At 68.9% G+C, this 23,280-nt stretch carries 19 protein-coding genes; 11 read left to right on the forward strand and 8 right to left on the reverse strand.

Features of this window, described 5'->3' with window-relative positions; all coding sequences use genetic code 11:
• Positions 1–31: 31 nt before the first annotated feature.
• Genes OG555_RS15980 through OG555_RS15995 form a run of 4 tightly spaced genes read left to right on the forward strand, consistent with a single transcriptional unit; the run spans position 32 to position 7,128 of the window.
• The gene (locus OG555_RS15980; RefSeq protein WP_329483679.1) at positions 32–2,311 is read left to right on the forward strand and encodes a glycosyltransferase; all 2,280 of its coding nucleotides are present in this window, start codon (positions 32–34) and stop codon (positions 2,309–2,311) included.
• On the forward strand, positions 2,311–3,132 hold the full coding sequence (locus OG555_RS15985; protein ID WP_329483680.1) for a hypothetical protein: 822 nt from the start codon (positions 2,311–2,313) through the stop codon (positions 3,130–3,132). The genes OG555_RS15980 and OG555_RS15985 overlap by 1 nt, the downstream gene beginning before the upstream one ends.
• Complete coding sequence (locus tag OG555_RS15990; protein WP_329483681.1) at positions 3,125–4,891, forward strand: hypothetical protein; 1,767 nt, start codon at positions 3,125–3,127, stop codon at positions 4,889–4,891. Before OG555_RS15985 ends, OG555_RS15990 begins: the two co-directional genes overlap by 8 nt.
• On the forward strand, positions 4,891–7,128 hold the full coding sequence (locus OG555_RS15995) for a glycosyltransferase (protein WP_329483682.1): 2,238 nt from the start codon (positions 4,891–4,893) through the stop codon (positions 7,126–7,128). The genes OG555_RS15990 and OG555_RS15995 overlap by 1 nt, the downstream gene beginning before the upstream one ends.
• Here the strand turns inward: OG555_RS15995 and OG555_RS16000 are convergent, their stop codons facing one another.
• From OG555_RS16000 to OG555_RS16010, 3 genes are all read right to left on the reverse strand, one after another.
• Entirely contained in the window at positions 7,129–7,614 is a 486-nt protein-coding gene (locus OG555_RS16000; RefSeq protein ID WP_329483683.1) for a hypothetical protein, read from the reverse strand.
• 286 nt (positions 7,615–7,900) lie between these two features.
• The gene (pseI, locus tag OG555_RS16005) at positions 7,901–8,950 is read right to left on the reverse strand and encodes a pseudaminic acid synthase (protein WP_329483684.1); all 1,050 of its coding nucleotides are present in this window, start codon (positions 8,948–8,950) and stop codon (positions 7,901–7,903) included.
• Positions 8,951–9,454, reverse strand: a complete 504-nt coding sequence (locus OG555_RS16010; protein ID WP_329483685.1) for a GNAT family N-acetyltransferase — start codon at positions 9,452–9,454, stop codon at positions 8,951–8,953. It abuts the gene before it with no gap.
• Between the two features lie 117 nt (positions 9,455–9,571).
• Between OG555_RS16010 and OG555_RS16015 the strand changes: the two genes are divergently transcribed.
• Entirely contained in the window at positions 9,572–11,116 is a 1,545-nt protein-coding gene (locus tag OG555_RS16015; RefSeq protein ID WP_329483686.1) for a glycoside hydrolase family 10 protein, read from the forward strand.
• Between the two features lie 120 nt (positions 11,117–11,236).
• On the opposite strand, the gene OG555_RS16020 is transcribed toward OG555_RS16015, so the two are convergent.
• Positions 11,237–13,690, reverse strand: a complete 2,454-nt coding sequence (locus OG555_RS16020) for a hypothetical protein (RefSeq protein WP_329483687.1) — start codon at positions 13,688–13,690, stop codon at positions 11,237–11,239.
• Between the two features lie 115 nt (positions 13,691–13,805).
• Here OG555_RS16020 and OG555_RS16025 point away from each other — a divergent pair, with 115 nt between their 5' ends.
• The 4 genes from OG555_RS16025 (at position 13,806) to OG555_RS16040 (ending at position 16,251) form a co-directional block, all read left to right on the forward strand.
• Positions 13,806–13,982, forward strand: coding sequence for a hypothetical protein (locus OG555_RS16025; protein ID WP_329483688.1), 177 nt, complete (start codon positions 13,806–13,808; stop codon positions 13,980–13,982).
• An 88-nt stretch (positions 13,983–14,070) separates the two neighbouring features.
• Entirely contained in the window at positions 14,071–14,274 is a 204-nt protein-coding gene (locus OG555_RS16030) for an acyl carrier protein (protein WP_328525374.1), read from the forward strand.
• Positions 14,271–15,512 (forward strand): AMP-binding protein, encoded by a 1,242-nt coding sequence (locus OG555_RS16035; protein ID WP_329483689.1) that lies wholly within the window; start codon positions 14,271–14,273, stop codon positions 15,510–15,512. The genes OG555_RS16030 and OG555_RS16035 overlap by 4 nt, the downstream gene beginning before the upstream one ends.
• Positions 15,505–16,251: an SDR family NAD(P)-dependent oxidoreductase gene (locus OG555_RS16040; RefSeq protein ID WP_329483690.1), complete on the forward strand. Its 747-nt coding sequence runs from the start codon at positions 15,505–15,507 to the stop codon at positions 16,249–16,251. The genes OG555_RS16035 and OG555_RS16040 overlap by 8 nt, the downstream gene beginning before the upstream one ends.
• On the opposite strand, the gene OG555_RS16045 is transcribed toward OG555_RS16040, so the two are convergent.
• Positions 16,248–17,642 (reverse strand): FAD-binding oxidoreductase, encoded by a 1,395-nt coding sequence (locus OG555_RS16045; protein WP_329483691.1) that lies wholly within the window; start codon positions 17,640–17,642, stop codon positions 16,248–16,250. The two genes, OG555_RS16040 and OG555_RS16045, sit on opposite strands and share 4 nt — an antisense overlap.
• A gap of 176 nt (positions 17,643–17,818) precedes the next feature.
• Here OG555_RS16045 and OG555_RS16050 point away from each other — a divergent pair, with 176 nt between their 5' ends.
• Positions 17,819–19,024 (forward strand): DUF2786 domain-containing protein, encoded by a 1,206-nt coding sequence (locus tag OG555_RS16050; RefSeq protein WP_329483692.1) that lies wholly within the window; start codon positions 17,819–17,821, stop codon positions 19,022–19,024.
• A gap of 3 nt (positions 19,025–19,027) precedes the next feature.
• On the opposite strand, the gene OG555_RS16055 is transcribed toward OG555_RS16050, so the two are convergent.
• Positions 19,028–19,606: a TetR/AcrR family transcriptional regulator gene (locus OG555_RS16055; RefSeq protein WP_329483693.1), complete on the reverse strand. Its 579-nt coding sequence runs from the start codon at positions 19,604–19,606 to the stop codon at positions 19,028–19,030.
• A 147-nt stretch (positions 19,607–19,753) separates the two neighbouring features.
• On the opposite strand from OG555_RS16055, the gene OG555_RS16060 reads away from it, so the two are divergent.
• Positions 19,754–21,241 carry an MFS transporter gene (locus tag OG555_RS16060; RefSeq protein ID WP_329483694.1) on the forward strand — a complete coding sequence of 496 codons (1,488 nt, stop codon included), beginning with the start codon at positions 19,754–19,756 and terminating at the stop codon, positions 21,239–21,241.
• On the opposite strand, the gene OG555_RS16065 is transcribed toward OG555_RS16060, so the two are convergent.
• Positions 21,242–22,210 (reverse strand): GNAT family N-acetyltransferase, encoded by a 969-nt coding sequence (locus tag OG555_RS16065; protein WP_329483695.1) that lies wholly within the window; start codon positions 22,208–22,210, stop codon positions 21,242–21,244. It lies immediately after the preceding gene.
• Positions 22,211–22,250: 40 nt separating this feature from the next.
• On the reverse strand, positions 22,251–23,279 hold the full coding sequence (locus OG555_RS16070; protein ID WP_329483696.1) for an alpha/beta hydrolase-fold protein: 1,029 nt from the start codon (positions 23,277–23,279) through the stop codon (positions 22,251–22,253).
• Between the last annotated feature and the right edge of the window lies 1 nt (position 23,280).

Here is a 23,280-nt window from a genome sequence, read left to right on the forward strand (position 1 = left end):
ACCTAACTTCAGCGAGGGGGGTTTTGCCGGAGTGACGCCGCGGCTGAGTGTGGTCGTGCCCCTCTACAACGTCAGTGAGTACGTCGAGCCGTGCCTGGACTCGATCGCCCGGCAGACGTGGAGCGACTTCGAGGCGATCCTGGTCGACGACGGGTCGCCCGACGACAGCGCGGTGATCGCGAAGGAGTTCTGCTCCCGGGACTCGCGCTTCCGGCTCATCCAGCAGGACAACGCCGGGCCCGGGCCGGCCCGCGACACCGGGATCCGCGCGGCGACGGGTGAGTACCTGGCGTTCGTCGACGGCGACGACCTGGTCTCGCGGCACGGGTTCGAGTCGCTGATCCGGACCCTCGACCGGACCGGGTCCGACTTCGCCGGCGGCAACGCGCGGCGGTTCAACAACAGCTTCGGGGTCCGGCCGTCGTGGCTGCACCGGCAGCCCTTCGCCCGCACCCGGTCCGCGACCCACGTCTGCGAGGTGCCCGACCTCGTGCTGGACCGGATGCTCTGGAACAAGGTCTACCGGCGCTCGTTCTGGGACGAGTTCGGCTACCGCTTCCCGCCCATCCGCTACGAGGACTACCCGGTCGCGCTGAAGGCGCACCTGGACGCCGTGACCGTGGACACCATCACGGCGCCGGTCTACTACTGGCGCGAGCGCGAGTCCGGCGAGTCGATCACCCAGCAGAAGTTCCAGCTCGCCAACCTCCGCGACCGGGTCGTCTCGGCCGGGATGGTGATGGACCTGGTCGAGGACGGCCTGCCGTGGGTCCGCCGGCGGGTGCACGCGCACCTGGCCCAGATCGACGTACTCACGCTGATGTCCGCGTTCGGTTCGGTGCCGGCCGACGAGGAGCAGCACCTCGTCGAGCTGTCGCGACTGCTGCTGGACCGGCTCGACTCGTCAGTCCTGGCGGCCACTCACCGGTACGACCGGATTCAGCATGCCGCGCTCCGCGCCGGCGACGTCGGGCTGCTCCGGCGGCTCGCCCTGTTCCGCAACGACGGCGGACTCCGCGGTGGTGCCCGGGCAGTGCCCCGGCCGCGGTCTCGGAAGCTCGATTACAACTACCCGGGCCTGCGGGCGGCCGTCGTACCGCAGGAGTTGTACCGGGTGTCGGACAAGGATTTGACGCTGGCGACGAGCGTGCGCGAGGTGGCGTGGGTCGACGGCGCGCTGTCGGTCAAGGGCACCGCCGAGATCCGTCACCTGGAGACCGGACGCTCCTCGAGCCTGAGGATCGCCCTGGTCATCGAGGACACTCCGCACCCGCTCCAGGTACGCCGGCACGACGCGCTGGACCTGCACGGTGACACGACGCGGGTCGGATTCGAGGTCGTGCTGGATCGCGAGCTGCTCGCTCTCTGCGCGGGTGCTCCGGCGCACTTCGCCGTACAGATGACGTCCGGGCGACGGCACCGGCGGGGCACGCTCGGTGGGCAGGGGCCGGGCAGTCCTGGATGGCCGCCCGGTGCGTGGATCGACGACGCCAGCTGGATTCAGCCCGGCCCGGGCAAGAACGGATGGTTCGCCGTACGGCGGCTCACGGATCCTGGCCGCCTGACGTCGGTCGAGCCGACGCCGGATGCGCTGGTGTTGCACGGCCGGTCTTCGTTCGACGAGCCGTCGTTGTTCGTCACCCGGCCGATCGTGGGTGGCGAGGAAGAGATCCCGCTGGAGGTCGACGGCCGCGACTTCACGGCGAGACTGCCGATCGCGGACCTCCTGGCGCAGGCCAATCCGGACGACCCCTTCGGTCAGCGGACGACGCGATCGTTCCGGCTCCGGGGCCCTGAGGGACAGCAGCGGGTGTTGCTCTGGACGGCAGGGGAGTCCGCGGTGTCCCGGACCGAAGGCGATCGGGTCGTGACGGTGACGCGGTCGACCGGCGGGTACGTGAACCTGCACGAGTCCCCGATCCGGACGACGGCAACCTCTGTCGTTGTGATGGGCAACATGTTGGTGGTGCGCGGGTCGCACTGGCGTGACGTCGGCTTCGGTTGGCGGCGCTACCTGGCCGACTCCGACGACCACCTGGACGTCGCGTGCCGCCGTACCCTGTCCGGCGACGGCTGGGAAGCGGCGGTCGAGGTGGACGCGCTGATCCCCGCGGCGGCGGAGCGGGTCTCGGACGACCCGTTGGCCTCGCTGGCGGACTGGATCCTGTTCGCGACCGCGCCCGGCGGCTCATCGCATGCCGTGCAGTGTGAGCCCTTCCTGTACAGCCGGTTGCCGTTGACCATCTCGCGAGACGCGCACGTTCTCGCCGTACGGCCGCATGCCGGCACGTTGCACGTGGAGGTCCGCTGATGCATCACCACAACCACTACTACGGCCAGACGCACATCCTCAGTCGCTACGCGGGTTTCGACTTCGATCACCCGCCGCGGCTGCGAGGCTATCTGCAGCACGGCTGGAACATCGGCTGTGGGTGGAACCCGGTGCACGAGTTCTACGACGGCGCCTGGCGCTTCACCTGGAGCGACGCACCGCGGCGGCGCGGGCATGCGCTCGGCCGGCGGAACTACCACAGCATCGGCGCGCCGTTCCTTTACCTGCTGGAGCTCGAGAAGGAAGCCGAGCCGGTCGAGCGCGAGGGCACGCTGTGGTTCCTCTTCCACGGGTGGGAGGGCGGCAAGATCCACGGCGACCATCAGCGACTGATCGACGAGATCCGCGAGACCGAGCCCGGGCCGGTCACCTTTTCGTTGTATTACACGGAGTACGACCGTCCCGAAGTCCGCGGGTTCTACGAGGACGCGGGCTTCCGGGTGGTGTCGTTCGGGCGCCGCGGGTTCTCGTACGAGGGGACCGATCGGCGCTTCCTGTTCAAGCAACTGGCCGAGCTGCGGCGGCACAAGCGGGTCGCCGCCAACCGGTTGTCGACGGCAATCTTCTACGGCGTCGCGGCCGGCTGCGAACCCGCGGTGTACGGCGACCCGATGGAGATGGACGGCGAGAACCCCTTGTTCGGTGGGCAGAGCCGGATCGAGCGGCTGTGGCCGGAGATGCTCGGTACGTCGATCGACCTCGAAGCCGCCGCGGCGACCACCGACCTGGAGCTCGGCAAGCCCTGGATGATGCCGCCCGCGGAGTTGCGGATGCTGTTCGATTGGAGAGAGCGTGTCTGACCTGCAGGTGGTCCTCGGCGAGATGCAACCCTGGACCGACCGCACCGACCACCATCCGGCTCTGGCCGCCGTGCTGGCCGACGTCCTCCCCAGCGACCGCCGCACCCTGATCGTCGGGCCGCACTCTCGCCCGCTGATCTCGACGGTCCTCGACCGGACCGCCGACGCTACGATCCTGCTCCGCTCGGTGTCGGACGCCGAGGAGTTGGCCGCGGAGTTCGCCGACCGACTCCAGGTCGTCGCCGGCGCACTGGACGGCCTCCGCGCCGAGCCGTTCGAGGTGGTCATCGCCGCTGACGGTCTTGATCGGGTCCTTGGCTACGACAGTGGCGACCTCAGTTGGACCGAGCGGTTGCACGCGTTGGCGGCGCTCGCTGCTCCAGACGCGGTGGTCGTGCTCGGTCTCGAGAACGAGTTCGCTCTGGTGAATCTGCTGGACAGCCGTCCGGCGGACGAGCGCCACGGCGACGACGAGTGGCGTCCGCTGCACGACGACCCGTCGCGCCCGGTCTCGATCTCTCAGTTCGAAGCCGCGTTGCCGTGGACGGCGGCGATCTACGCCGACTTCGGCTCGCGGGCTTTCGTCGCCGCGGAGGTCGCCGCGGCCGCTCGGCCGGGGGAGTTGCCTACGCGTCTGGCCGCAGATGCGTTGGAAGCGGGCGACGTTCCGCTGCTCTCGTCCATCGCCCAGGGCGTCGACTCCGCCGCCCGGGCCGGCCTCTTGCCGGCTATCCCCACCGCGTGGCTCGCAATCTCCGGCGTCCCGGCCGCCCATGCCGTCTACGCCCAGACTGGCCCGGCCGTGCTCACTGCTGACCAGGGCCCGGCTGGTTGGCGGACGACCATCACCGCACTGCCCACGGCCGACAGCGTCACAGCCGACGGCCCCACCGCCGACAGTTCCGCGGCTGACCGCCCCACGGCTGGCGTCACCGCGGCCGCTGCCGACCGCTCGGCGTCCGCGACCGCGCCTGTGTTCGACGCGAGCGTCGTGCCGGCTGCCGTTCCCGGCGGCGTGACCGTCGAGTCCGTTCTCCTCCGGCTGGCAGCGGCCGAAGACGTTCCCGGCTTCCGGAAACTGGCTGCCTGCCTCGGGGACTGGGCTGCTGACTCGCGGGTCGTGCTTCGGTGGGACGACCTCGTGGTCGACGGAGACACCTTTGCCTACGGGGTTTCGCCGTGGGCGACTTCGGAGCCGACGCAGAAGGCAGACCTGCTGGCGGCTGCCTGGTATCGGTTCCACGATCGGCTGATCGGCGGTCATCGGCGCCACCCGTGGCCGCCGTGGATGGTCGGCGACGATCTGGTGTCCACCTGGATGAGCATGTCCGGCATCGAACTGCCGGAGCCCGTCCAGGCGACCTCACCCGACACCGCACCGGCCTCCGCCGGACACGTTGCTCGCGGCAAGGAATTGGCTTCCGCGCTGGCCGGCGTACTCGAGACACGCGAGCACGCGGCTGCCGACGTACGCACCGCACTGGCGGACGCCGAGGCCGCGCGGCGCGAGCTGTTCGAGCTGAAGGGGCACGTCTACGGTCTCGAGCGCACGCTCGGATTCCGCAACAAGGCGATGAAGACGCGCGAGAACCGCATCCGCGAGCTGCGGATCCAGCTGCAGAAGCTGACCGCCGACCACGAGCGCATCCGCGGATCACGCACGTACGCCCTCTCCCGGGTCGTGTTCCACGCCGCCCAGGTGCGCAAGCCGCGGGTGATGGCCCGCAAGCTCTCCCGCCGCCTGCGGAGCTTGCGGTAGTGAAGCCCCGGCTCAGCGTGGTGGTGCCCTTCTACAACGTCGGCGCGTACATCGGCGACTGTCTGGACTCGATCGCGCGGCAGACCTGGACGGATTTCGAGGCGATCCTCGTCGACGACGGCTCACCCGACGACAGTGCGGTGATCGCCAAGGAGTACTGCATCCGGGACTCGCGGTTCCGGATCGTCCAGCAGGACAACGCGGGACTCGGACCCGCGCGCAACACCGGTGTCGATCACGCCGTCGGGGAGTACGTCGCCTTTGTCGACAGCGACGACCTGGTCACTCGGCACGGCTTCGGGATGCTGATCCGGACCCTGGACCGGACCGGCTCGGACTTCGCCGGCGGCAACGCGCGACGGTTCAACAACAGCTATGGGGTCCGGCCCTCGTGGCTCCACCGGCAGTGCTTTACCCAGGACCGGCTGGCGACCCACGTGTCGGAGACACCCGACCTGGTGCTGGATCGGATGGTCTGGAACAAGGTCTACCGGCGCTCGTTCTGGGACGAGTTCGGCTTCCGCTTCCCGGCGATCCGTTACGAGGACTACCCGGTCACCCTGAAGGCACATCTCGCCGCGGTCACCGTCGACACGCTCGCCGCTCCGGTCTACTACTGGCGCGAGCGGGAGTCGGGCGACTCGATCACGCAGCAGAAGTTCCAGCTCGGCAACCTCCGCGACCGGGTCGTCTCGGCCGGGATGGTGCTGGACCTGGTCGAGGAAGCCCTGCCGCCGGTGCGCGAGCGGGTGCATTCGCATTTCACCCAGATCGACCTGCAGGCCCTGCTGACGGCTTTCGGCACGGTTCCCGCGGAGGAAGAGCAGCAGCTCGTCGAGCTCACCCACGCGCTGATCCAACGACTGGACGCATCGGCGCTCGACGGTGCGTCTCGCTTCGACCGGCTGCAGTATGCGGCGCTCCAGGCCGGTGACGTCGAGCTGCTCCGGCGGCTCGCGGTGTTCCGCGACGGACAGCGTCGGGAGGTGCGTGTGGTACGCCGGTCGGGGCGGTGGCAGCTCGACTACCCGGGCGTGCGTGAGACCGCCGTACCGCAGGAGCTGTACGTCGCGTCGGAGCAGGACCTGACGCTGGCGACGAGCGTGCGCGAGGTGACGTGGGTCGACGGCAAGTTGTCGGTCAAAGGCACAGCCGAGATCCGGCACCTGGAGACCAAACGCGCCTCGAGCCTCCGCATCGCACTCGTCATCGCCGGCAGGCCCTATCCGTTGAAGGTACGGCGGTATGTCGAGACCGATCTGCACGGCGACGAGGCCCAGGTCGGGTTCGAAGTACTGCTGGATCGTGAGCTGCTCGCCAAATGCACGGCCGGACCGGCCCACTTCGACGTGACGATGAGGTCCGGCCGCGTACGGCGGCGGGACAGGCTGCGCGGGCCACGGGCCGGCAGCCCGGGATGGCCGCCGGGCGCGTGGATCGACGACATGAGCTGGATTCAGCCAGGTCCCGGCAAGGATGACTGTTTCGTCGTTCGGCGGCTGACCGATCCTTGCCGGTTGACCTCGGTCGAGCAGACGCCTGATGCGTTGGTGCTGCACGGCCGGTCGAAGTTCGACCATCCGGCCCTGTTTGTCACCCGGTCGGTGGCGGGCGGCGAGGAAGAGGTCCCGCTGGAGATCGACGGCCGCGATTTCATCGCGAGGTTGCAGATCCGGCCGATCATCGAGGAGACGAATCCGGACGACCCGTTCAGCCAGCGGACGACGCGGGCGTTCCGGATGCGCGGTCGCGAGGGCCAGGAGCAGGTGCTGTTGTGGACGGCCGGCGACCGGCTGGTCTCGCATGCCGAGGGCGGCCGGGTGGTGATGCTGACCCGGTCGACCGGCGGGTACGTGAACCTGCACGAGTCCCCGATCCGGATGACGGCCACCGCTGCTGTTGCTGCTGGCAACATGTTGGTGGTGCGCGGGCCGGATTGGGGCGACGTCGGGTTCAGCTGGCGGCGGTACCTGGCCGGCTCCGACGACTACGTGGACGTGGCCTGTCGCCGTACCGTCTCGGACGACGGGTGGGCGGCGGTGGTGAACGTGGATGCGTTGCGGACGGACGAGCTCCCGGCGGACTGGATCTTGTTCGCGACGGCGCTGGACGGTTCGTCGCATGCCGTGCAGTGTGAGCCGTTCCTGTCCAGCCGGTTGCCGTTGACGATCTCGCGGGACTCGCACGCTCTCGCCGTCCGGCCGCTGGCGGGCACGCTACACGTCGAGGTGCGCTGATCAGCGGCGGGCGACCAGGAGTTGGCGGGTGTCCGGCCAGGCGATCGGGTCTCCATCGAGTGAGGTGAGGGACGCGACCGGGGCGATCCTGTGCTCGATCACCCAGTCCTTGCGCCAGGCCCTCGACGCCGGGTCGACGTGGAACCCGGCCCGCTCGGCGACCGCGGACCAGCCGGCGAGGTTCAGGCCGCAGAACTGCTCGTGCGCCTCGCTCACCCAGTTGTCGCCGTAGTCCTTACGGGTGAGAAAGTCCATCGCATCGGCCAGTCGGAGCACGAGCCCGTCTCCGCGGACGCCGTACTCGAACGGCACCTTCGCGTTCCGCCGGAAGTCGTGGGCGAACTGGAAGAACCGCGCCCGCGTGGAGAGCCCGCTCACGTGCGCCGCTGGGTCGTCGAGGGACTCGAGTACGACGCAGCGGTCCGGCTCGGCGGGGGGCAGACGCCCGAGCCGAGCATGTTGCGCTGGGGCCTCGGGATGACGCACCCCTGCCGCGGTGAGCGACAAACGCCCCGGCCTTCGGCTCCCGCCGGTCCCTTTGTGGAACAAAATTGTCACTGGGTGCACATTTGTTTCCACAGATCGTTTGGTCCAGACATCTTGGACAGTCTTGGGGTTGGCGGGCGTACCGAGCGACGGGTAGTAGTCCTCAAAATCGGAGTCCGTTGGGTCTCGCACGCGGGCAGATGGCCGGCAGGGGTGACTACTACCCGTGCTTCGGTACGCCGACGGACGAACCACCGCGGCTGCTGGCAGCCTCCTGGGGAGTCGGCTAGAGGAGGTCCCAGGTGAGGGGGGTGCCGGCCTTGGCGTCTAGGCGGAAGGGGCGGCCTTCGATCTGTTGGAAGGTGTCGGGGGCCAGGCCGCCGGCGGGGCGGATGGAGCGGACGTTGTCGGGGGTGATGGGGTCGCCGGCGTGGACGTCCTGGGTGACGTAGAGGGATCGGCGGAAGCGGAGGACGTTCTGTTCGGCCTGTTTGGGGCCGATGATCGGGCGGCCCAGGGAGAGTTGGGCGATGCGGGTGTTCTCGACGAGGGACTCGAGCTCCTGCGGTTCCAGGGAGAAGGCCGCGTCGACGCCACCGTCCGCGCGCTTGAGCGTGACGTGCTTCTCGATGACGGTCGCGCCGAGCGCCACGGCGGCGATCGCGGCGCCGATGCCCATGGTGTGGTCGGAGAGCCCGACCTGGACGCCGAGCGCGTCGCGGAGGACCGGGATTGCGCGCAGGTTGGACTGCTCGGGTGGCGCCGGGTAACTCGCCGTACACGACAGAACGATGATCTGCTCGTTGCCGGTCGAGCGGGCCGCGCGGACGGCGGCGTCGATGTCGGTCAGCGTCGCGGAGCCGGTGGAGATGATGATCGGCTTCCCGGTCTCCGCCATGCCACGGACGAGCGGGAGGTCGCCGATCTCGTTCGACGCGACCTTGTACGCCGGGACGTTCAGCTTCTCCAGGAAGTCGATCGCAGTCTGGTCGAACGCCGACGAGAACGCCACCAGCCCGAGCGACGTCGCCAGCTCGAAGATCGGCTCGTGCCACGCCCACGGCGTGTGCGCCTCCGCGTAGAGGTCGTACAGCCGCGCCTCGCTCCACAGCTCGTGCTCCACCGGCAGCCGGAACGCCGGCAGGTCGACGTCGAGCGTCATCGTGTCCGCGGTGTACGTCTGCAGCTTCAGCGCCTGCGCACCGGACTCCGCCACCGCGCGGACGATGTCCTTCGCCCGCTCGAGATCGCCGTTGTGGTTGCCCGACATTTCCGCGATGACGAACGGCTGGTGCTCGGACCCGACCGGCACTCCGCCGATGTCGATGGTGCTCACTTACTTCCCCTGTCTACGGTCCTGCTTGCGCAGGCTGATCGGAATCACGGTGATCTCGCGGCCGTCGGCGTACCGCTGCTCCGGCGTCCCCTCGGTGAAGCGGAACCGCCGGTTCATCTGCCGGACCACGGTGTTGTGCTCGAGCACCTCGCCGGTGAGTACGTCGAGGCCGAGCTCGTCGAATGCGTACGACGTGGCCTCGCGCATCACCTCGATCCACGCGGGCAGCGTCTCGCCACGCTCAGCCAGACCGTCCGCGTCGAGGAAGAACCCCCACGCTCCGGTGGATCCTTCGATGTCGAAGAAGTTCACGACACCGGCGGTCACGCCGTCCCGCGAGTAGATCAGCACCCGCCGCGTCGGGTCGGCCGAGGCCTTCGCCCACCACGCAGCGTGCTCGTCCGCACTGATCTCGTGCGCCGTGATGCTGACATCACGATTGGACTGCTGGTTACGCAATCGCCGAATCGCGTCGACATCGTCTTCGGTGGCGGCCCGCAACATGTTCCTAACCTAGCGTCTTCTCTTCAAGCGCCTTGATGTGTAAACATCTTTCGACTTCACCTTGAACGACGGTCGGAGAGTGACATGAGAGTCTGGCGAGCCATGGGTGTTCTAGGCGTGACGGCAGGTCTGTTGCTGAGCGGCGTGGCCGGAACGGCGTCGGCCGCGCAGGTGCCCGCGGATCAGCAGAGCTGTGCCCCGAGTCCGACCACACCGCTGCGGCAGTTCCGGGCGAGCTGGGTGTCGTCGGTGGTGAACATCGACTGGCCGTCCAAGACCGGTCTGAGCGCGGCACAGCAGCAGGCCGAGCTGATCTCCTGGTTCGACGACGCGGTCCGCCAGCATCACAACGCGGTCATTCTGCAGGTCCGCCCGACCGCGGACGCCTTCTGGCCGTCCAAGGTCGAGCCTTGGTCGCGGTACCTGACCGGCACGCAGGGCGGCGACCCCGGCTACGACCCACTGGCCTTCGCCGTCGCCGAGGCGCACAAGCGCAACCTCGAGCTGCACGCCTGGTTCAACCCGTACCGGCTCTCGATGGGCACGGACATCAACGCCCTCATCCCCACCCACCCGGCGCGGCAGCACCCGGACTGGGTCGTCACGTACGGCGGGAAGCTCTACTACAACCCCGGGATCCCGGCGGCCCGCAAGCTGGTCGAGGACGCGATCATGGATGCGGTGTCGAACTACGACATCGACGGCGTGCACTTCGACGACTACTTCTACCCGTACCCGGTGGCCGGCCAGGTCTTCGACGACGCCGCGACGTACGCGCAGTACGGCGCCGGCTTCCCGACGCTGGCCGACTGGCGGCGGCACAACATCGACCTGCTGATCCAGGAGATCCAGCACCGGATCAAGGCGATCAAGCCGTGGGTGAAGTTCGGCATCTCGCCGTTCGCGGTCTGGCGGAACAAGGCCACCGACCCGGAAGGCTCCGACACCACCGCGGGTGTGCAGACGCACGACGACCTGGCCGCGGACACCCGCAAGTGGGTCCGCGAGGACTGGATCGACTACATCGTCCCGCAGGTCTACTGGGCTGGTGGGTTCGCGCCGGCCGACTACAACAAGATCGTCCGGTGGTGGGCCGACCAGGTCCGCGGCACCCATGTGCACCTCTACATCGGCGAGGCGACGTACAAGGTCGGTACGTCGACGCAGTCGCCGGACTGGGCGGATCCGCAGGAGCTGAGTGACCACCTGGCGTTCGACAGCACGATCCCCGAGGTGAAGGGCAACATCTACTTCTCCGCCAAGGACGTGCGTGCCGACCGCCTCGGTGCGACCACACTGCTGAACAACACCTGGTACACCCGTCCGGCGCTCATCCCCGCGATGCCGTCGCTGGACTCCCGCCCGCCCCTCCCGGTCCAGGCCGTCCAGGCCACTCGCACCGCTGACGGCGTCCAGGTCAAGTGGCGTCGTACGACGAGCGACACCACGTCGTACGCGATCTACCGTCGCGAACTGCTGGGCGGCGACCACTGCCCGGACAACGACGCCCGCAACCTGATCGCGACAGTCCGCTCAACCGGTGCCACCCAGTCGTACCTCGACACCACAGCAACCCCCGGCACGAAGTATCTCTACACAGTCACCGCCCTGGACCGCCTCGCCAACCAGAGCATCCCCATCCCAACCATCTCCCTGCACTGACGCTCCTGGGACACCACCTGGGGTCCTCGGACAGGCTGTGCCGTGTCCGAGGGCCCTAGTACCTGTCCGAGGTCGCGGCAGTCGCGGCGATCAACACTCCGGGCGGCGCAAGCACCCGTCTCAGGGGCTTCGGAGGCCTGGGGTGGTGGTGAGCTGGATTGGGAGGGGGCCGGTGGGGAAGGTTGGCGGGAGGCTGCCGGTCGGCAAGCTTCCGGTCGGGAAGGGCTGGCTCGGGAAGGTCTGTCCGGGAGTCAGGCTCGAGGTCCCGGGCGTCTGAGTCGGGAGACCGGGCGTCTGGGTCGGGAGGCTGGGCGAGCCGGTGGGGAAGCTCGGCGTCTGGGACGGCGGGCCGGTCGGTGACGGGGTCTGGGACGGGAACGGGTTGGCCGGCGGGGGCGGGTAGAGCTGGTAGACGCGGACCGTGCCGAACTGGAACCGGAGCTCGGTCAGGCGGTCCAGGTTCTTGGGCGGTGCGCTGACGCGTTCGTCGAGCAGCAGCCACTGCACGCCGTACTTGGTTCGCAGCGTCTCCACGACGTCACGGGTGGGGTTGGTGAAGGCCTCGTCGTTGATGCGGAGCTCCTCCTGGTCCCAGAAGGCGCTCTGGACGCCGTCGGGGTAGGTGTCGTCGACTCGGCTCTGGTAGGCCCAGCCCTCGACCAGGACCCGGCGTTCGGCGTAACCGGCGATCCAGTAGGAGCCAGTGAGGCAGTGCGACGCGCGGGCGCGCTGGCAGTGCACGTTGGTGGCGATCCGGTCCTCCGACCCGGAGTTCCGCCGGATGAAGCGCGCCGCCTCGATCCCGCCCGGTGCGATCGAGGCGTACTCCGTCAACGGCGGTGTGGCGAACTTCCGCACCGACGCCACCGTGGTCGACGCCGTCGTACCCAATAGGACGGCGACGGCGATGACAGCCCAGGTACGACGTGAGCCGCGCAGGATGAGCCCGAGCACGCCGATGCCGAGTGCTGCGATCACCAGAGCGACCGCGGGGCCCTGTGCGAAGCAGCTGGTCGACGTACACGAACCGTCCGATCGGTCGCGGCCCCAGTAGATCGCGGCGACCCCAATGGCCAGTGCGATCGCTGCCACGTAGTACTGGCGACGCTCCAGCGACCCGAGACCCCAGGTCGCGAGCAGTACGCCGTAGATGAAGCCCGTGCGGACGAAGAACACTGGAGTCAGGCCCTCGTCGTACAGCAGGGACGCGCCCAGGATCGCGGCGGCGAAGCCGAAGAGCAGGAACACCGGCATCGGGTCGCGTGGCAGCCGTCGCCTGATCAGCAGTGCGCCGACTGCCGGCATGACCCAGCCGAGTACCACGACGACCGCGATGACCGCCACCGCGGACTCGCCACCCATCTGGTCGGCCAGGTCCTCGAACGTCGCGCCCGGATCGAATCGCACACCGGACGCGGCGCCACGCAGTACGACGAAGAAGGTCACCGCGTACGCGGCCGCGACCGCCACACCGAGCACCAGTGCCCGCAGGTTGAGCCGTCCGGCCCGGACCGTCAGATAGATCCACGCAGCGGCCAGTCCGGTGGCGTAGACGGGCAGTGTGGTCGCCTTCGTCAGAGCCAACGCCGCAATCAACACTCCGGCAGCCACGAAGAGCCGGAACACCTGACCGCGCGTCTGACCGGGCTTGCGGCGCAGGAGCAACGCAGTGACAGCGATGAGCGGCAGCAACAGCACAGTGGAGAACGCCTGCGGCGGATTGGTCAGCTGACCCAATGAGAACGGGCCGTCCGCGAACACCCGGTCCGACACCGCCCACGGCCAAGCGATCAGGTTACCGGCGGCCACAGTGAGTCCAGCAGCGATCGGAGCGGCAACAGCGCGGCCCGTGAGCAGCATGCCGACCGCAGCGGCTCCCAAGACCGTCAGCAAGATCCAGGCGAACGGCACCATCCGAAACGTCAGTACGTCGAGTGGGACGCTGGTGATCCAGTGCGACGACGCGATGTGGTCGTACGCCGCCCAGTGGCTGGTCAGCCACCTGCCATCGGCGTACGGAATGCGTGGTGGGAAGTGGTGCGTCAGTTCGGCGGCCACCGCGAGGTTGTGCGGGGCGTCCGAGTTCGGCCGGAGGGCGTCCGGTCCCACCAGCGGAATGAGGTGCGATCCGACGCGGACGAACCACGCGGCCGCGACGCCGACCGCCACCATCGCCCCGGCCGTCGCCCACCACGGCGTCGGCCGCTCGGGCAGCTTGCGCCGCGGCAGCGCCCGCCACATCCCGAACGCCAGCGCCGGCATCAGCAGCGCCGCGAACGGCATGCTGAACAGCATCCCGAGCGGATAGAGCAGCGTCTCGACGGCCAGGCCGAACGCCGTCCCCAGGACCGCGTCCGCCGCGAACCAGCCGGTGCCACCGGTGAGCCGCCGCCAGAACATCGTGCCTGGTACGGCGATGATGAGCAGGAGGTACCCGAGATACGCGCCGGCCATCCAGGGCGGCTGCTCCTGCAACGCGACGAACCAGGCCAGTGGCAGCACCGGAAGGCTCACCATCGCCGCCAGGCGCTTCCCACGGACCGCGGCCACGCGCTTCCCCCGGCCTCTGATCATCGGCAAAGTGTATGAGCCTGCCGAGTCGCGTCCCCGCCCGGTAAGCCGTTTACGGCCAGGGAATTCACCTTTACACTCAGTAATCTCCCAGATCACGCAGCGTTCGGGAGGTCCGATGGTCGCCCTCCACATCGCCGGACTGCCGGTCGAGGAGGTCCTGCTCGCCGCCGTCGCTGCCGCGAGTCCGCTGATCGCCCTGGTCGGCTGGGAGCTCTCGGCGCGGATCAAACGCCTGAAAGCCTGGGTACGCCGCCGCCCGCCGGTGGCGGCGCCGCCCCCGGAACCCCCTTAGCCGGGGGTGCCACCGGATGGGGACGCTAGGCTTTGGGCTTATGAGTTCGGTGCCACGGGGTCGGGTCAGAGAGTTGATGGGTGAGGTGATGACGGCTCAGGGACGGATATTGCCGGGTGAGGACGCGGCGGATCTGCGCGATATCGGGTTCCGGTCGCTGGACTTCTCCGAGCTGGCCCTCCGGGTGGAGGACGAGCTCGGTGACGAGCTGAACTTCGATGCCCCCGGGCTGCGCCGGATCGCCACTGTCGGCGACGTGCTGGATTTCATCGAGCAGCTCCAGTCGGCGTGACCGCGCGGCGCCGGACCACCGCCTTGATCGGCGACGACAACACGGTTGTCGTCGCCGGCAAACGCCTGACCTGGCGGACCCTGCACAAACTGCCGCAACTGCCGTCCCCGGCTGCCGTCCTGGTCGACAACGGCGCCGACGCGCTCGCCGCCCTCCGCCACCACGCGGTGCACGGCACCGAGCTTCTCGTCGCCACCCGAACCCGCGTCGACGAGCGCATGCGCGAAGAACTGGGCGAGTCCGGTTTCGCGATCGTGCTGCCCGATGGGGAAGTGACACCGGCAAAACTCAAGCGGGTCGAGGAGTCCGGCCGCGCCTGGCTGCTCACCTCCGGCTCGACCGGTCGCCCGAAGCGCATCGGCCACACTCTCGAGAGCCTGACCACCGTCACCGGCGACCAGCCGCCGCGCACCTGGCTGCTCCCTTATTCTCCCGGCACGTATGCCTGGTGGCAGGTCGTCACGCTCTCACTGACCCACGCCGATCAGGGCCTCGTCGTGATCGAGCCGGACGAACTCGAGGACTGGCCTGCCATCGCCGCCGAACACGGTGTCACCGCCGCCTCCGGCACACCGACCTTCTGGCGGCAGGCGATCTACCGCGACGCCGACACGCTGGGCGCCGTGCCGCTGGAGCAGATCACGCTCGGCGGTGAGCCTGTCGACCAGGCGATCCTGGACCAGCTCCACGAGATCTTCCCGAAGGCGCGGATCTCCTGGATCTACGCATCCTCCGAGGTCGGTGCGTCGATCGTCGTGCACGACGGCAAGGCCGGCTTCCCGAAAGACTGGCTCGATCGCGCGCCCGACCCGGACCGCCCGATCCTCTCCGTCGAAGGCGACGAGTTGGTCATCCGTTCGCCGCATCACGGTGCCGGCCTGGTCGGCGCCGTCCACACCGGAGACCGGATCGAGTACGACGGGGACCGGGTGCTGATCACCGGGCGGCTGGACACCGACGAGATCAACGTCGGCGGATCGAAGGTGTCGGCCGGAGTGGTCCGCAACGTGCTGATGCGTCACCCGGGGGTCTCCTGGGCGCGGGTGTTCGCGCGCAAGGCACCGCTGGTGGGCCGGATGGTCGCGGCCGAAGTGGTTCCGAACCGGGCGCTCGGCCCGATCACGGACGCCGACCTGGTCCAGTGGTGCTCGAGCCGCCTGCCCGATTACGGCGTACCGCGGCGGATCAAGTTCCTCGATCAGATCCCGCAGAAGGAAACCTTGAAGAGCGATGTCTGAGCCCAGCACTGTCCCGCCCGCGTCGGTCGTGCTGGTGTCGGGTGGCTCCCGCGGCCTCGGCCTGGCGATCGTCACCGACCTGCTCGCTTCCGGCCTGAAGGTCGCCGCCTTCGCCCGCACCGTGACGCCCGAGCTGACCGCCCTCGGCGAGAAGTACCCGGACCACCTGTACTACGGCTCCGTCGACATCAACGATGCCGCCGCCGGCCAGGCCTTCGTCAAGGCCGTCGAAACGCAGCTCGGTCCGATCGATGCCTTGGTCAACAATGCGGCCATCGGCCAGGACTCGCTGCACGTGCACACCTCGGCCGATCACCTCGCCGAGATCATCCAGACCAACCTGACCTCGCCGCTGATCCTCACGCGGTTCGTCCTGCGCCGCATGCTCGCGAAGGGCCTGAAGGGCCGGATCGTCAACGTCACCTCGATCTGCGCTCAGCGCGGTTATCCCGGCCTGGTCGCCTACTCCGCCACCAAGGGGGGCATGGACGCGGCCACCCGTTCACTCGCGCGTGAACTGGGCGGCCGCATCCTGGCCAACGCGGTCGCGCCGGGCTTCTTCGCCTCCGAGATGTCCGCCGTCCTCGGCCAGACCCAACTCGACCAGATCGTCCGCCGCACCCCGACCGGTCACCTGACCGAACCCGACGACGTCGTCCCCGTCGTCCGGATGCTCCTCCTCGACAACACCAACATCAACGGCCAGGTCCTGGTCATCGATGGTGCAGCCTCGATCTAGGCCGGCTTGATGTTCGCGTTCCGGTGGAAGATGTTGTCCGGGTCGTACGTCGCCTTGATCGCGGCCAGCCGGTCGTACTTCGTGCCGTACGACGCCCGGACCCGATCGTCCACGCCGGCATCGCTGATCGCGTTGACGTAGCTGCCGATCCCACGGCTGACCGGCACGAGCGCGTCCCAGAACGACCGCACCCAGGCCCGGTCCTGCTCGAGCAGCTCCGGCGTCGGGCAGACCGCGATGATGAAGCCGGCGAAGCCGGGCGCGCGGCTGCCACTGAACGCGGTGGCGTCCTCCGCGACCTTCGAATAGGCGCCGTCGAGGCGGTAGAACAACAGCACCGATCCCGGTGACTGTTTGAGCGGCACCTGCTCGGTGATCACCTGGATCGCGTCCTCGGTGAAGTCGTCCAGGTAGAAGCCCTTGTCATACGCGTGGAATCCCCAGGCGTTCGCCTCGTCCAGCAGTTGCTGCAACGCCAGGTAGGGCATCGGGCTCGCGAACTCGACCAGTGGTGGCACCGCCGAACGGATCTCGTCCATCACCTGGGCGTGCTCCTCGGCCGATCCGAAGCCGGTGACGATCAGCGCATACCCGGGCCGGAAGTGGTACTCGGCGGGCACGAACGGAGCCGGCGGCGCGTTCACCGCACCAACCACGATGTTGACCTCGTCCGGAAGTTTCGCGATCACCTCGCGGGCCATCCGGAGTACGTCGGCGCCACGGTCGAGATCCCAGAACGCCAGGCCGAACTGGATCATCGGCCCGGCCTCGTGCAGCTGGAACTCGAACTCCGTGACGACACCGAAGTTGCCGCCGCCGCCGCGAACAGCCCAGAACAGGTCCGGGTTCTCGCCGGCGGAGGCGCGCCGGAGTTGCCCGTCGGCGGTGACGATCGCGACCGAGACGAGGTTGTCGATGCTGAGCCCGTGCTTGCGGGTCAGCCACCCCATGCCACCGCCGAGGGTGAGACCGCCGACGCCGGTGTGGCTGATCATGCCGGCCGGTGTCGCCAGGCCGTACTCCTGGGCCGCCGCGTCGAGTTGCCCGAGCAGGGCGCCACCGCCGACCCGGGCGCGCTTCGCGACCGGGTCGACCGTGACCTCGTTCAGCAGGCTGAGGTCGATCATCAGCCCGTTCTCGACGGTGCTCGAGCCGCCCGGATTGTGGGCGCCGCCACGGACCGCGATCTCCAGTCCGTGCTCGCGCGCGAACAGCACCGCCCGGCAGACGTCCGCTGCGCTCTGGCAGCGGGCGATCACGGCGGGATGGCCGTCGATCGCCGCATTCCACAGTCGCCGCGCGTCGTCGTACCCAGGATCGTGCGGACCGAGCACCGGTCCACCCATCGTTCGGCGCAGATCGCCGATGCCACTGTCGGCAAGTTGAGTCATGCTTGTTCCTCCCCGATGTGTTGCGGCCAGGCCAGGTGCCTGATCCCCCTTGGGCAGCGTCCTTTGGGCAGATCTTCGGGCGCTGTCTTCGGCCAGCCTTCAGAGCGGCAGGGTTTTCCACAAGGGAACGCATTCCCGTTTGGGTGGGAACTTCGGTGGGTGTCAGACTCGACGTCGTGAGTGACCAGGAAATCCTGCGATTGTTACCGATGGCGGCAGCCGTCGTTGCCGTGCGCGACGACCAGGCCGACGCGCAACTGGCGCGGCTGGGTGCGTACGACGAACGCGACCAGGCGCAGGTGGATCGTTGCGTGCAGACGTTCCTGGGCGGTCTGCTCCGGACCGCCTGGGAGCGCGGCTGGGCGCCCACCGATGTCGTCCAGCACGGCCGTCGCGAGCTGGACCCCGGCGTCGAACCCTTGCTGCTGGCCGCGATCTCCGCGGAACACCAGGGTTATCGAGCCGCCACCATCGACCCGCGGTGGCTGGATCAACTCACCGACCTCGGCGTCCCGCAGCCGTTCACCGAGCTGAGCCTGACGGCCTGGGCCGCGGGTGCCCGCGTCGGCCGCTACCTCACCCTTCACCACGCCCTCTCGCTGTCCGGCTTCCTGCAGTCCTTGCCGGTCCTGGCCCGGCTCTACCCGTTGCCCGGTACGACGGTCCGCGGCGGACAACCCGTCGTACCGGCGAACGGGAAGATGCTGGCGCGGATCCGGAGCCTGCTCGCCAAGGCGGAAGCGACCGAGTTCCCGGAAGAGGCGGAAGCCCTGTCCGGCAAGGCTCAGGAACTGATGGCCAAGTTCTCCCTCGACAGCGCCCTGCTCGAGGCCGACGTGGAGATCCCGGACGACTCCGCGGGTCGCCGGCTCTGGGTCGATACGCCGTACGTCTCGGCCAAGGCGCAGCTCGTCGGCGCCGTGGCCTCGGCGAATCGATGCCGTACGGTCGTGATCGACGCACTCGCTGTGGTCACGATCGTCGGGGCCGAGCTGGATCTGCAGCACACCGAGCTCCTCAGCACTTCCCTGCTGGTACAGGCCAACCGGGCGATGCTTGCTGCAGGCAAGCACATCGGTCATCGGGGTGAGTCCCGGACGCGATCGTTCCGGCAGTCCTTCCTGATGGCGTATGCGCAGCGGATCGGCGAGCGGCTGGAGGCGACCACGGCCGCGACGCAGGCCGCCGTACCCGAAGCGGATGCGGGCCGGCTGCTGCCGGTGCTCGCGAAGCGGGAGGAACAGGTCGACGCGTTGTTCACCAAGCTCTTCCCGAACACGACGACCCGGCGGACGCGCATCACCAACGGCGCCGGCTGGCACGCCGGCCTGACCGCGGCCGACCAGGCCCAGCTCGACGCCCGCCGGCAGGTGCGCCGATGAAGGTCAGGAAGCGGCGGGCCTGAGGCCGCACAGCACGATGTCGAGCAGGCGGTGCGCCTGCTCAGGCTCCATGTCGCGGCCCATGTTGATGCCGCCGACCAGCCGCATGATGTCCGTCAGGTCGAGGTCCTGCCGGACCTCGCCGGCCGCCTTCGCCTTGTCCAGCAGCAGCTGCCCGGCGTCCTGCACGTTCAGCTTACAGACCTGGAAGAACTGCGAGTCCTTGCCTAGGGCAACGATGAGCTCGCTGGCCAGGCTCTTCTTGGACAGTCCGTACCCGATGAAGCTGCGCAGCCAGGCGGCCAGCGCCTCGAACGGCTGCAGTTCCCGATCGAAGTCGTACGCGCGATCGCAGACGGACTGGATCTCGTCCACATAGACCGCCTCGAGCAGCGCGGTCCGGCTCGGGAACCGCCGGTACAGCGTGCCGATGCCGACACCGGCCCGGCGGGCGATCTCCTCCAGCGAGGTGTCCGTGCCGTGCTCGGAGAACGCCTGCCGGGCAGCCGTCACCAGCAGGTCGTAGTTCCGCGCCGCGTCCGCGCGGGTCGGCCGCATCGACGGCAACGGTGTCGGCGCCATCCGGCCTCCTCGCTGTCCGTGGCGGGCATGCCGCTCAAAGTTCACGCAGAATATCGCTTGCTAAAGCGGAGGGCGCCTCCGTATCGTATCCGGAGGAGCGCTCCGCTTTTCCCTCCCAACTGTAGCCCCTTCGGGGTAAGGAGCAATATGTCGGCAACAGCCGCGGCGCCGGCCGGCGCCGCCTCAGGCACGCCTGCCCGGCGGCCCGGGGTCGTTCTCGCAGTCATCCTGATCACCCAGTTGATGGTGATCCTCGACGGCACCGTGGTGAACATCGCGATGCCGCATATCCAGCACGCCCTCCACTTCAGCCCGTCCAGCCTGTCGTGGGTGCAGAACGCCTACGCGCTCGCGTTCGGCGGTCTGCTCCTGCTCGGCGCCCGCGCCGGGGACCTGCTCGGTCGCCGCCGGGTGTTCGTCACCGGCGTCAGCATCTTCACTCTCGCCTCGCTGCTCGGCGGTCTCGCGCCCAACGCGGAGCTGCTGCTCGCTGCCCGCGTCCTGCAAGGCATCGGCGGTGCCATCGCGGCGCCGGCGGCCCTGACCCTGCTCATGCTCACCTACCGGGAAGGCCCGGAGCGGATGAAGGCACTCGGCTACTACAGCCTGGTGTCGTCCGGCGGCGGCAGTGTCGGCCTGGTGCTCGGGGGCATGCTGACGGACTGGGCGTCCTGGCGCTGGGGCCTGTTCGTCAACGTCCCGATCGGTATCGGCCTGGTCTTCGCGGCCCGGCGGGTGCTGACCGAGACCGAGCCGGAGAGCGGCCGGTTCGACGTGGCCGGCGCGCTTACGTCGACGCTCGGCATCACCTCGCTGGTGTACGGCTTCATCCGCGTCGCCGACGCCGGCTGGACGTCCCCCGAGGTGCTGGCCGCGTTCGCGGCCGGTGTGATCCTGCTGGTCTCGTTCGTGCTGATCGAGCGCCGGGTCAGCCACCCGATCGTGCCGCTGCGGCTGTTCCGGTCCGCCAGCCGGTCGACGGCGTACCTGACCATGCTGCTGGTGGTCGGGACGATGTTCGGGATGTTCTTCTTCCTGACGCAGTACCTGCAGGGTGTACTCGAGCTCAGCCCGCTGGCGGCCGGTCTGGCCTTCCTGCCGCTGACCGGTCTGCTGTTCACCGCGTCGCGCGTCGTACCGAAGCTGGTCGCCCGGATCGACGGCGCCAAGCTGATGCTGACCGGATCGACGCTGGTCGCGCTCGGCACGGTCTGGCTGACGCGACTGGACGCGCAGAGCACCTATCTGGCCGATGTGGTCGGACCGCTGCTGCTGTTCGGAGCGGGTGCCGGGATGATCTTCATCCCGCTGGTCAGCCGGGCCATCTCCGGCGTCGCGCCGGAGGACTCGGGCGCCGCATCCGGCATGCTGAACGTGGTCCAGCAGGTCGGTGGCGCACTGGGCCTCGGCATCCTGGTCACCATCTTCGGCACGGCGAGCCGCAACTCGACCTCGAGGGTCCCGCGCGAGGTCCTGGTCGACGGCGTCCACGCCGCCTTCATCGGCTCCCTCGTGTACGCCGTACTGAGCCTGACCATGATCGTGGTCAGCGTCCGCCCGTGGACCTGGTTCCGCGGCAAGGCCGAGCCGGTCGAGGCGACCACCGAGCCCGTGGTGGCCGACTCACACGTCTGATCAGAGCGGCAAGCGGTAGGTGATCCACTTGCTGTGAACCGTGAAGCCGAGGCTTTCGTACAGGCCGAGCGCACCGGTGGGGTTGTCGGCATCGACGCCGAGACCGGCCCGCTGGTAGCCGGCCTGTGCGGCCTCGGTGAGGACCTTCGCCAGGGCGGCCCGGGCCAGCCCGCGGCCGCGGTACTGGCGCCGGGTGCCGACCTGGCCGATGTAGAGCTCCCGGATCCCGGTCAGCGCAGTGTCGGCCTCCCACTCGTAGCAGAGCACATAGGCCGCGATCGTCTCCCCGTCCAGGACGAGGTACGACGATCCGCCGCGGAACGACCGGGATCCGGCGTGCCTCGCCTTCCAGCTCTGCACGCTCCGTGGCGTAAAGCCCCAGTGGTCGAGGAACACCTCGTTGTGGGTCAGCCGCAGCGCCTCGTCGAGCTCGGGACCGTACACCTGGAGGCGGAATCCGTCCGCGGGCGCAGCGTCGGGGACCGGCTGGTCCAGCGAGCGCTTCATGTCGATGAAGTACCGAGCCTCCTCGAAGCCGAAGCTCCGCAGCAACTGGTTGGCGCCGGTGTTCGTGCTGATGGTGCCGTTGCTGACCTCTCCGACCGCGTCCGGGTGCTTCGCCGCGTGCAGCTCACCGGCTCGGTGGATCAGCCAGCACATCAGCGTCGTGCCGAGGCCACGTCGGCGCCACTCCGGATGAATGGTGCCCTCGGTGTGCACCCGGTCGACGTCCACCACGGTCTCGGAGATACGCACCATCCCATACCCGACCATCTGGCCGTCGGCCCACAGACCGATGGTGTCGTGGGCCGGGTCCAGACGCGAGTCGTCCAGCTCCTCGATCAGGTCTTCGGCGCCGTAGATCTCGCCCTCCTGATCGACCTTCTCTCTGGCGGCCAGCAAGTCCGCCCACGCCTGGGCATCACCCATGTCGATCGGGCGCGCGACAATCCCCTCCGGCCAGCTCATGGCTCGAAGGTACGGCCCGCGTGGGCTCGGGGCATCCGAATTACCGCATCTGCTCGCACAACCAGCGGACCGCGAGCGGGTAGCGGTACTCGATGCCGCCGTGGGTGCCCTCGAAGAGCTCGAAGTGCACTCGTTCGTCCGGCAGACCTGCCTTCTGGGCGGCCCGATGGAACGCGGTGGCGCCGAGGTCCAGGTAGTACTCGTCCTGCCGGCCCGCGTCGATCCACACGGCCTTCAGTGAGCGCAGCGCATCGGCGTACTGCGGCTGGCTGACCATCTCGACCGGGTCGCGGGACAGCCAGCGCTCCCAGATCTCCGGGATGACCGCGCCGAGATCGTCGAAGGGCAGCAGCACCGTGCCGTCCGGTTCGGCCGAATACGCCGAGGCGTACCCGTACATCTCGAGCAGGTGCAGATCCTCGTTCGTGGTTCGGCCGGCCCGGGTCGCGAGCTCCTCGAAGTACTTGTCGTAGCTGCCGTCGTACTTGTCCCGCAGCGTCCGGGCGCGCACCGGGAACTCCGGCCGGTAGCACAGGTCGAAGGCCGCGTCGCCGGCGTGCGTCGCGAGCGCGCCGAATACGTCCGGCCGCAGCAGCGGCGTCACCATGGCCGTGTAGCCGCCGCTGGACTTGCCGGTGACGGCGCGGTGATCGCGGTCCGCGATGGTCCGGTACGTCGCATCCACCCAGGGGACGATCTCCTCGCACAGGTACGAGTGGTACTGCCCGGTGCCGGGTGAGTCGAGGCACTGGCTGCCGCCGTACTTCGTCCACGAGTCGACGAACACGACGATTCCCGGCGGCGCATCCGCTTCCGCGAACATCGCGTCCAGCAACTCCGGATACGGCTGCCGGAACGGCACCCGGTTGAACCACATCCCGACGTGACCGGTGTACCCCATCGTCACGTAGACCGTGGGGTAGCGCTGGTCCGACTCGTCGTACCCCGGCGGCAGGTAGACCAGCACCGGCCGCTCGTGCGGATCACCCAGCGGATTCCCGCGGAGCAACTCGCTCTCGTACGTCGTCTGCTCCAACCGCCCGGCGAGCTCAGCGGACCACGGCAACATG

Origin of the sequence: Kribbella sp. NBC_01484, assembly GCF_036227145.1 — a bacterium.
Classification (GTDB): domain Bacteria; phylum Actinomycetota; class Actinomycetes; order Propionibacteriales; family Kribbellaceae; genus Kribbella.

What these genes read in the sequence shown, in the direction of transcription:
- OG555_RS15985 (WP_329483680.1), top strand. Translation starts at nt 2,311, where the DNA reads ATGCATCACCACAACCACTACTACGGCCAGACGCACATCCTCAGTCGC.
- OG555_RS16010 (WP_329483685.1), bottom strand. Translation starts at nt 9,454, where the DNA reads ATGTTGCGGGCCGCCACCGAAGACGATGTCGACGCGATTCGGCGATTG.
- OG555_RS16020 (WP_329483687.1), bottom strand. Translation starts at nt 13,690, where the DNA reads ATGATCAGAGGCCGGGGGAAGCGCGTGGCCGCGGTCCGTGGGAAGCGC.
- OG555_RS16025 (WP_329483688.1), top strand. Translation starts at nt 13,806, where the DNA reads ATGGTCGCCCTCCACATCGCCGGACTGCCGGTCGAGGAGGTCCTGCTC.
- OG555_RS16030 (WP_328525374.1), top strand. Translation starts at nt 14,071, where the DNA reads ATGACGGCTCAGGGACGGATATTGCCGGGTGAGGACGCGGCGGATCTG.
- OG555_RS16040 (WP_329483690.1), top strand. Translation starts at nt 15,505, where the DNA reads ATGTCTGAGCCCAGCACTGTCCCGCCCGCGTCGGTCGTGCTGGTGTCG.
- OG555_RS16045 (WP_329483691.1), bottom strand. Translation starts at nt 17,642, where the DNA reads ATGACTCAACTTGCCGACAGTGGCATCGGCGATCTGCGCCGAACGATG.
- OG555_RS16055 (WP_329483693.1), bottom strand. Translation starts at nt 19,606, where the DNA reads ATGGCGCCGACACCGTTGCCGTCGATGCGGCCGACCCGCGCGGACGCG.
- OG555_RS16060 (WP_329483694.1), top strand. Translation starts at nt 19,754, where the DNA reads ATGTCGGCAACAGCCGCGGCGCCGGCCGGCGCCGCCTCAGGCACGCCT.
- OG555_RS16065 (WP_329483695.1), bottom strand. Translation starts at nt 22,210, where the DNA reads ATGAGCTGGCCGGAGGGGATTGTCGCGCGCCCGATCGACATGGGTGAT.
- OG555_RS16070 (WP_329483696.1), bottom strand. Translation starts at nt 23,279, where the DNA reads ATGTTGCCGTGGTCCGCTGAGCTCGCCGGGCGGTTGGAGCAGACGACG.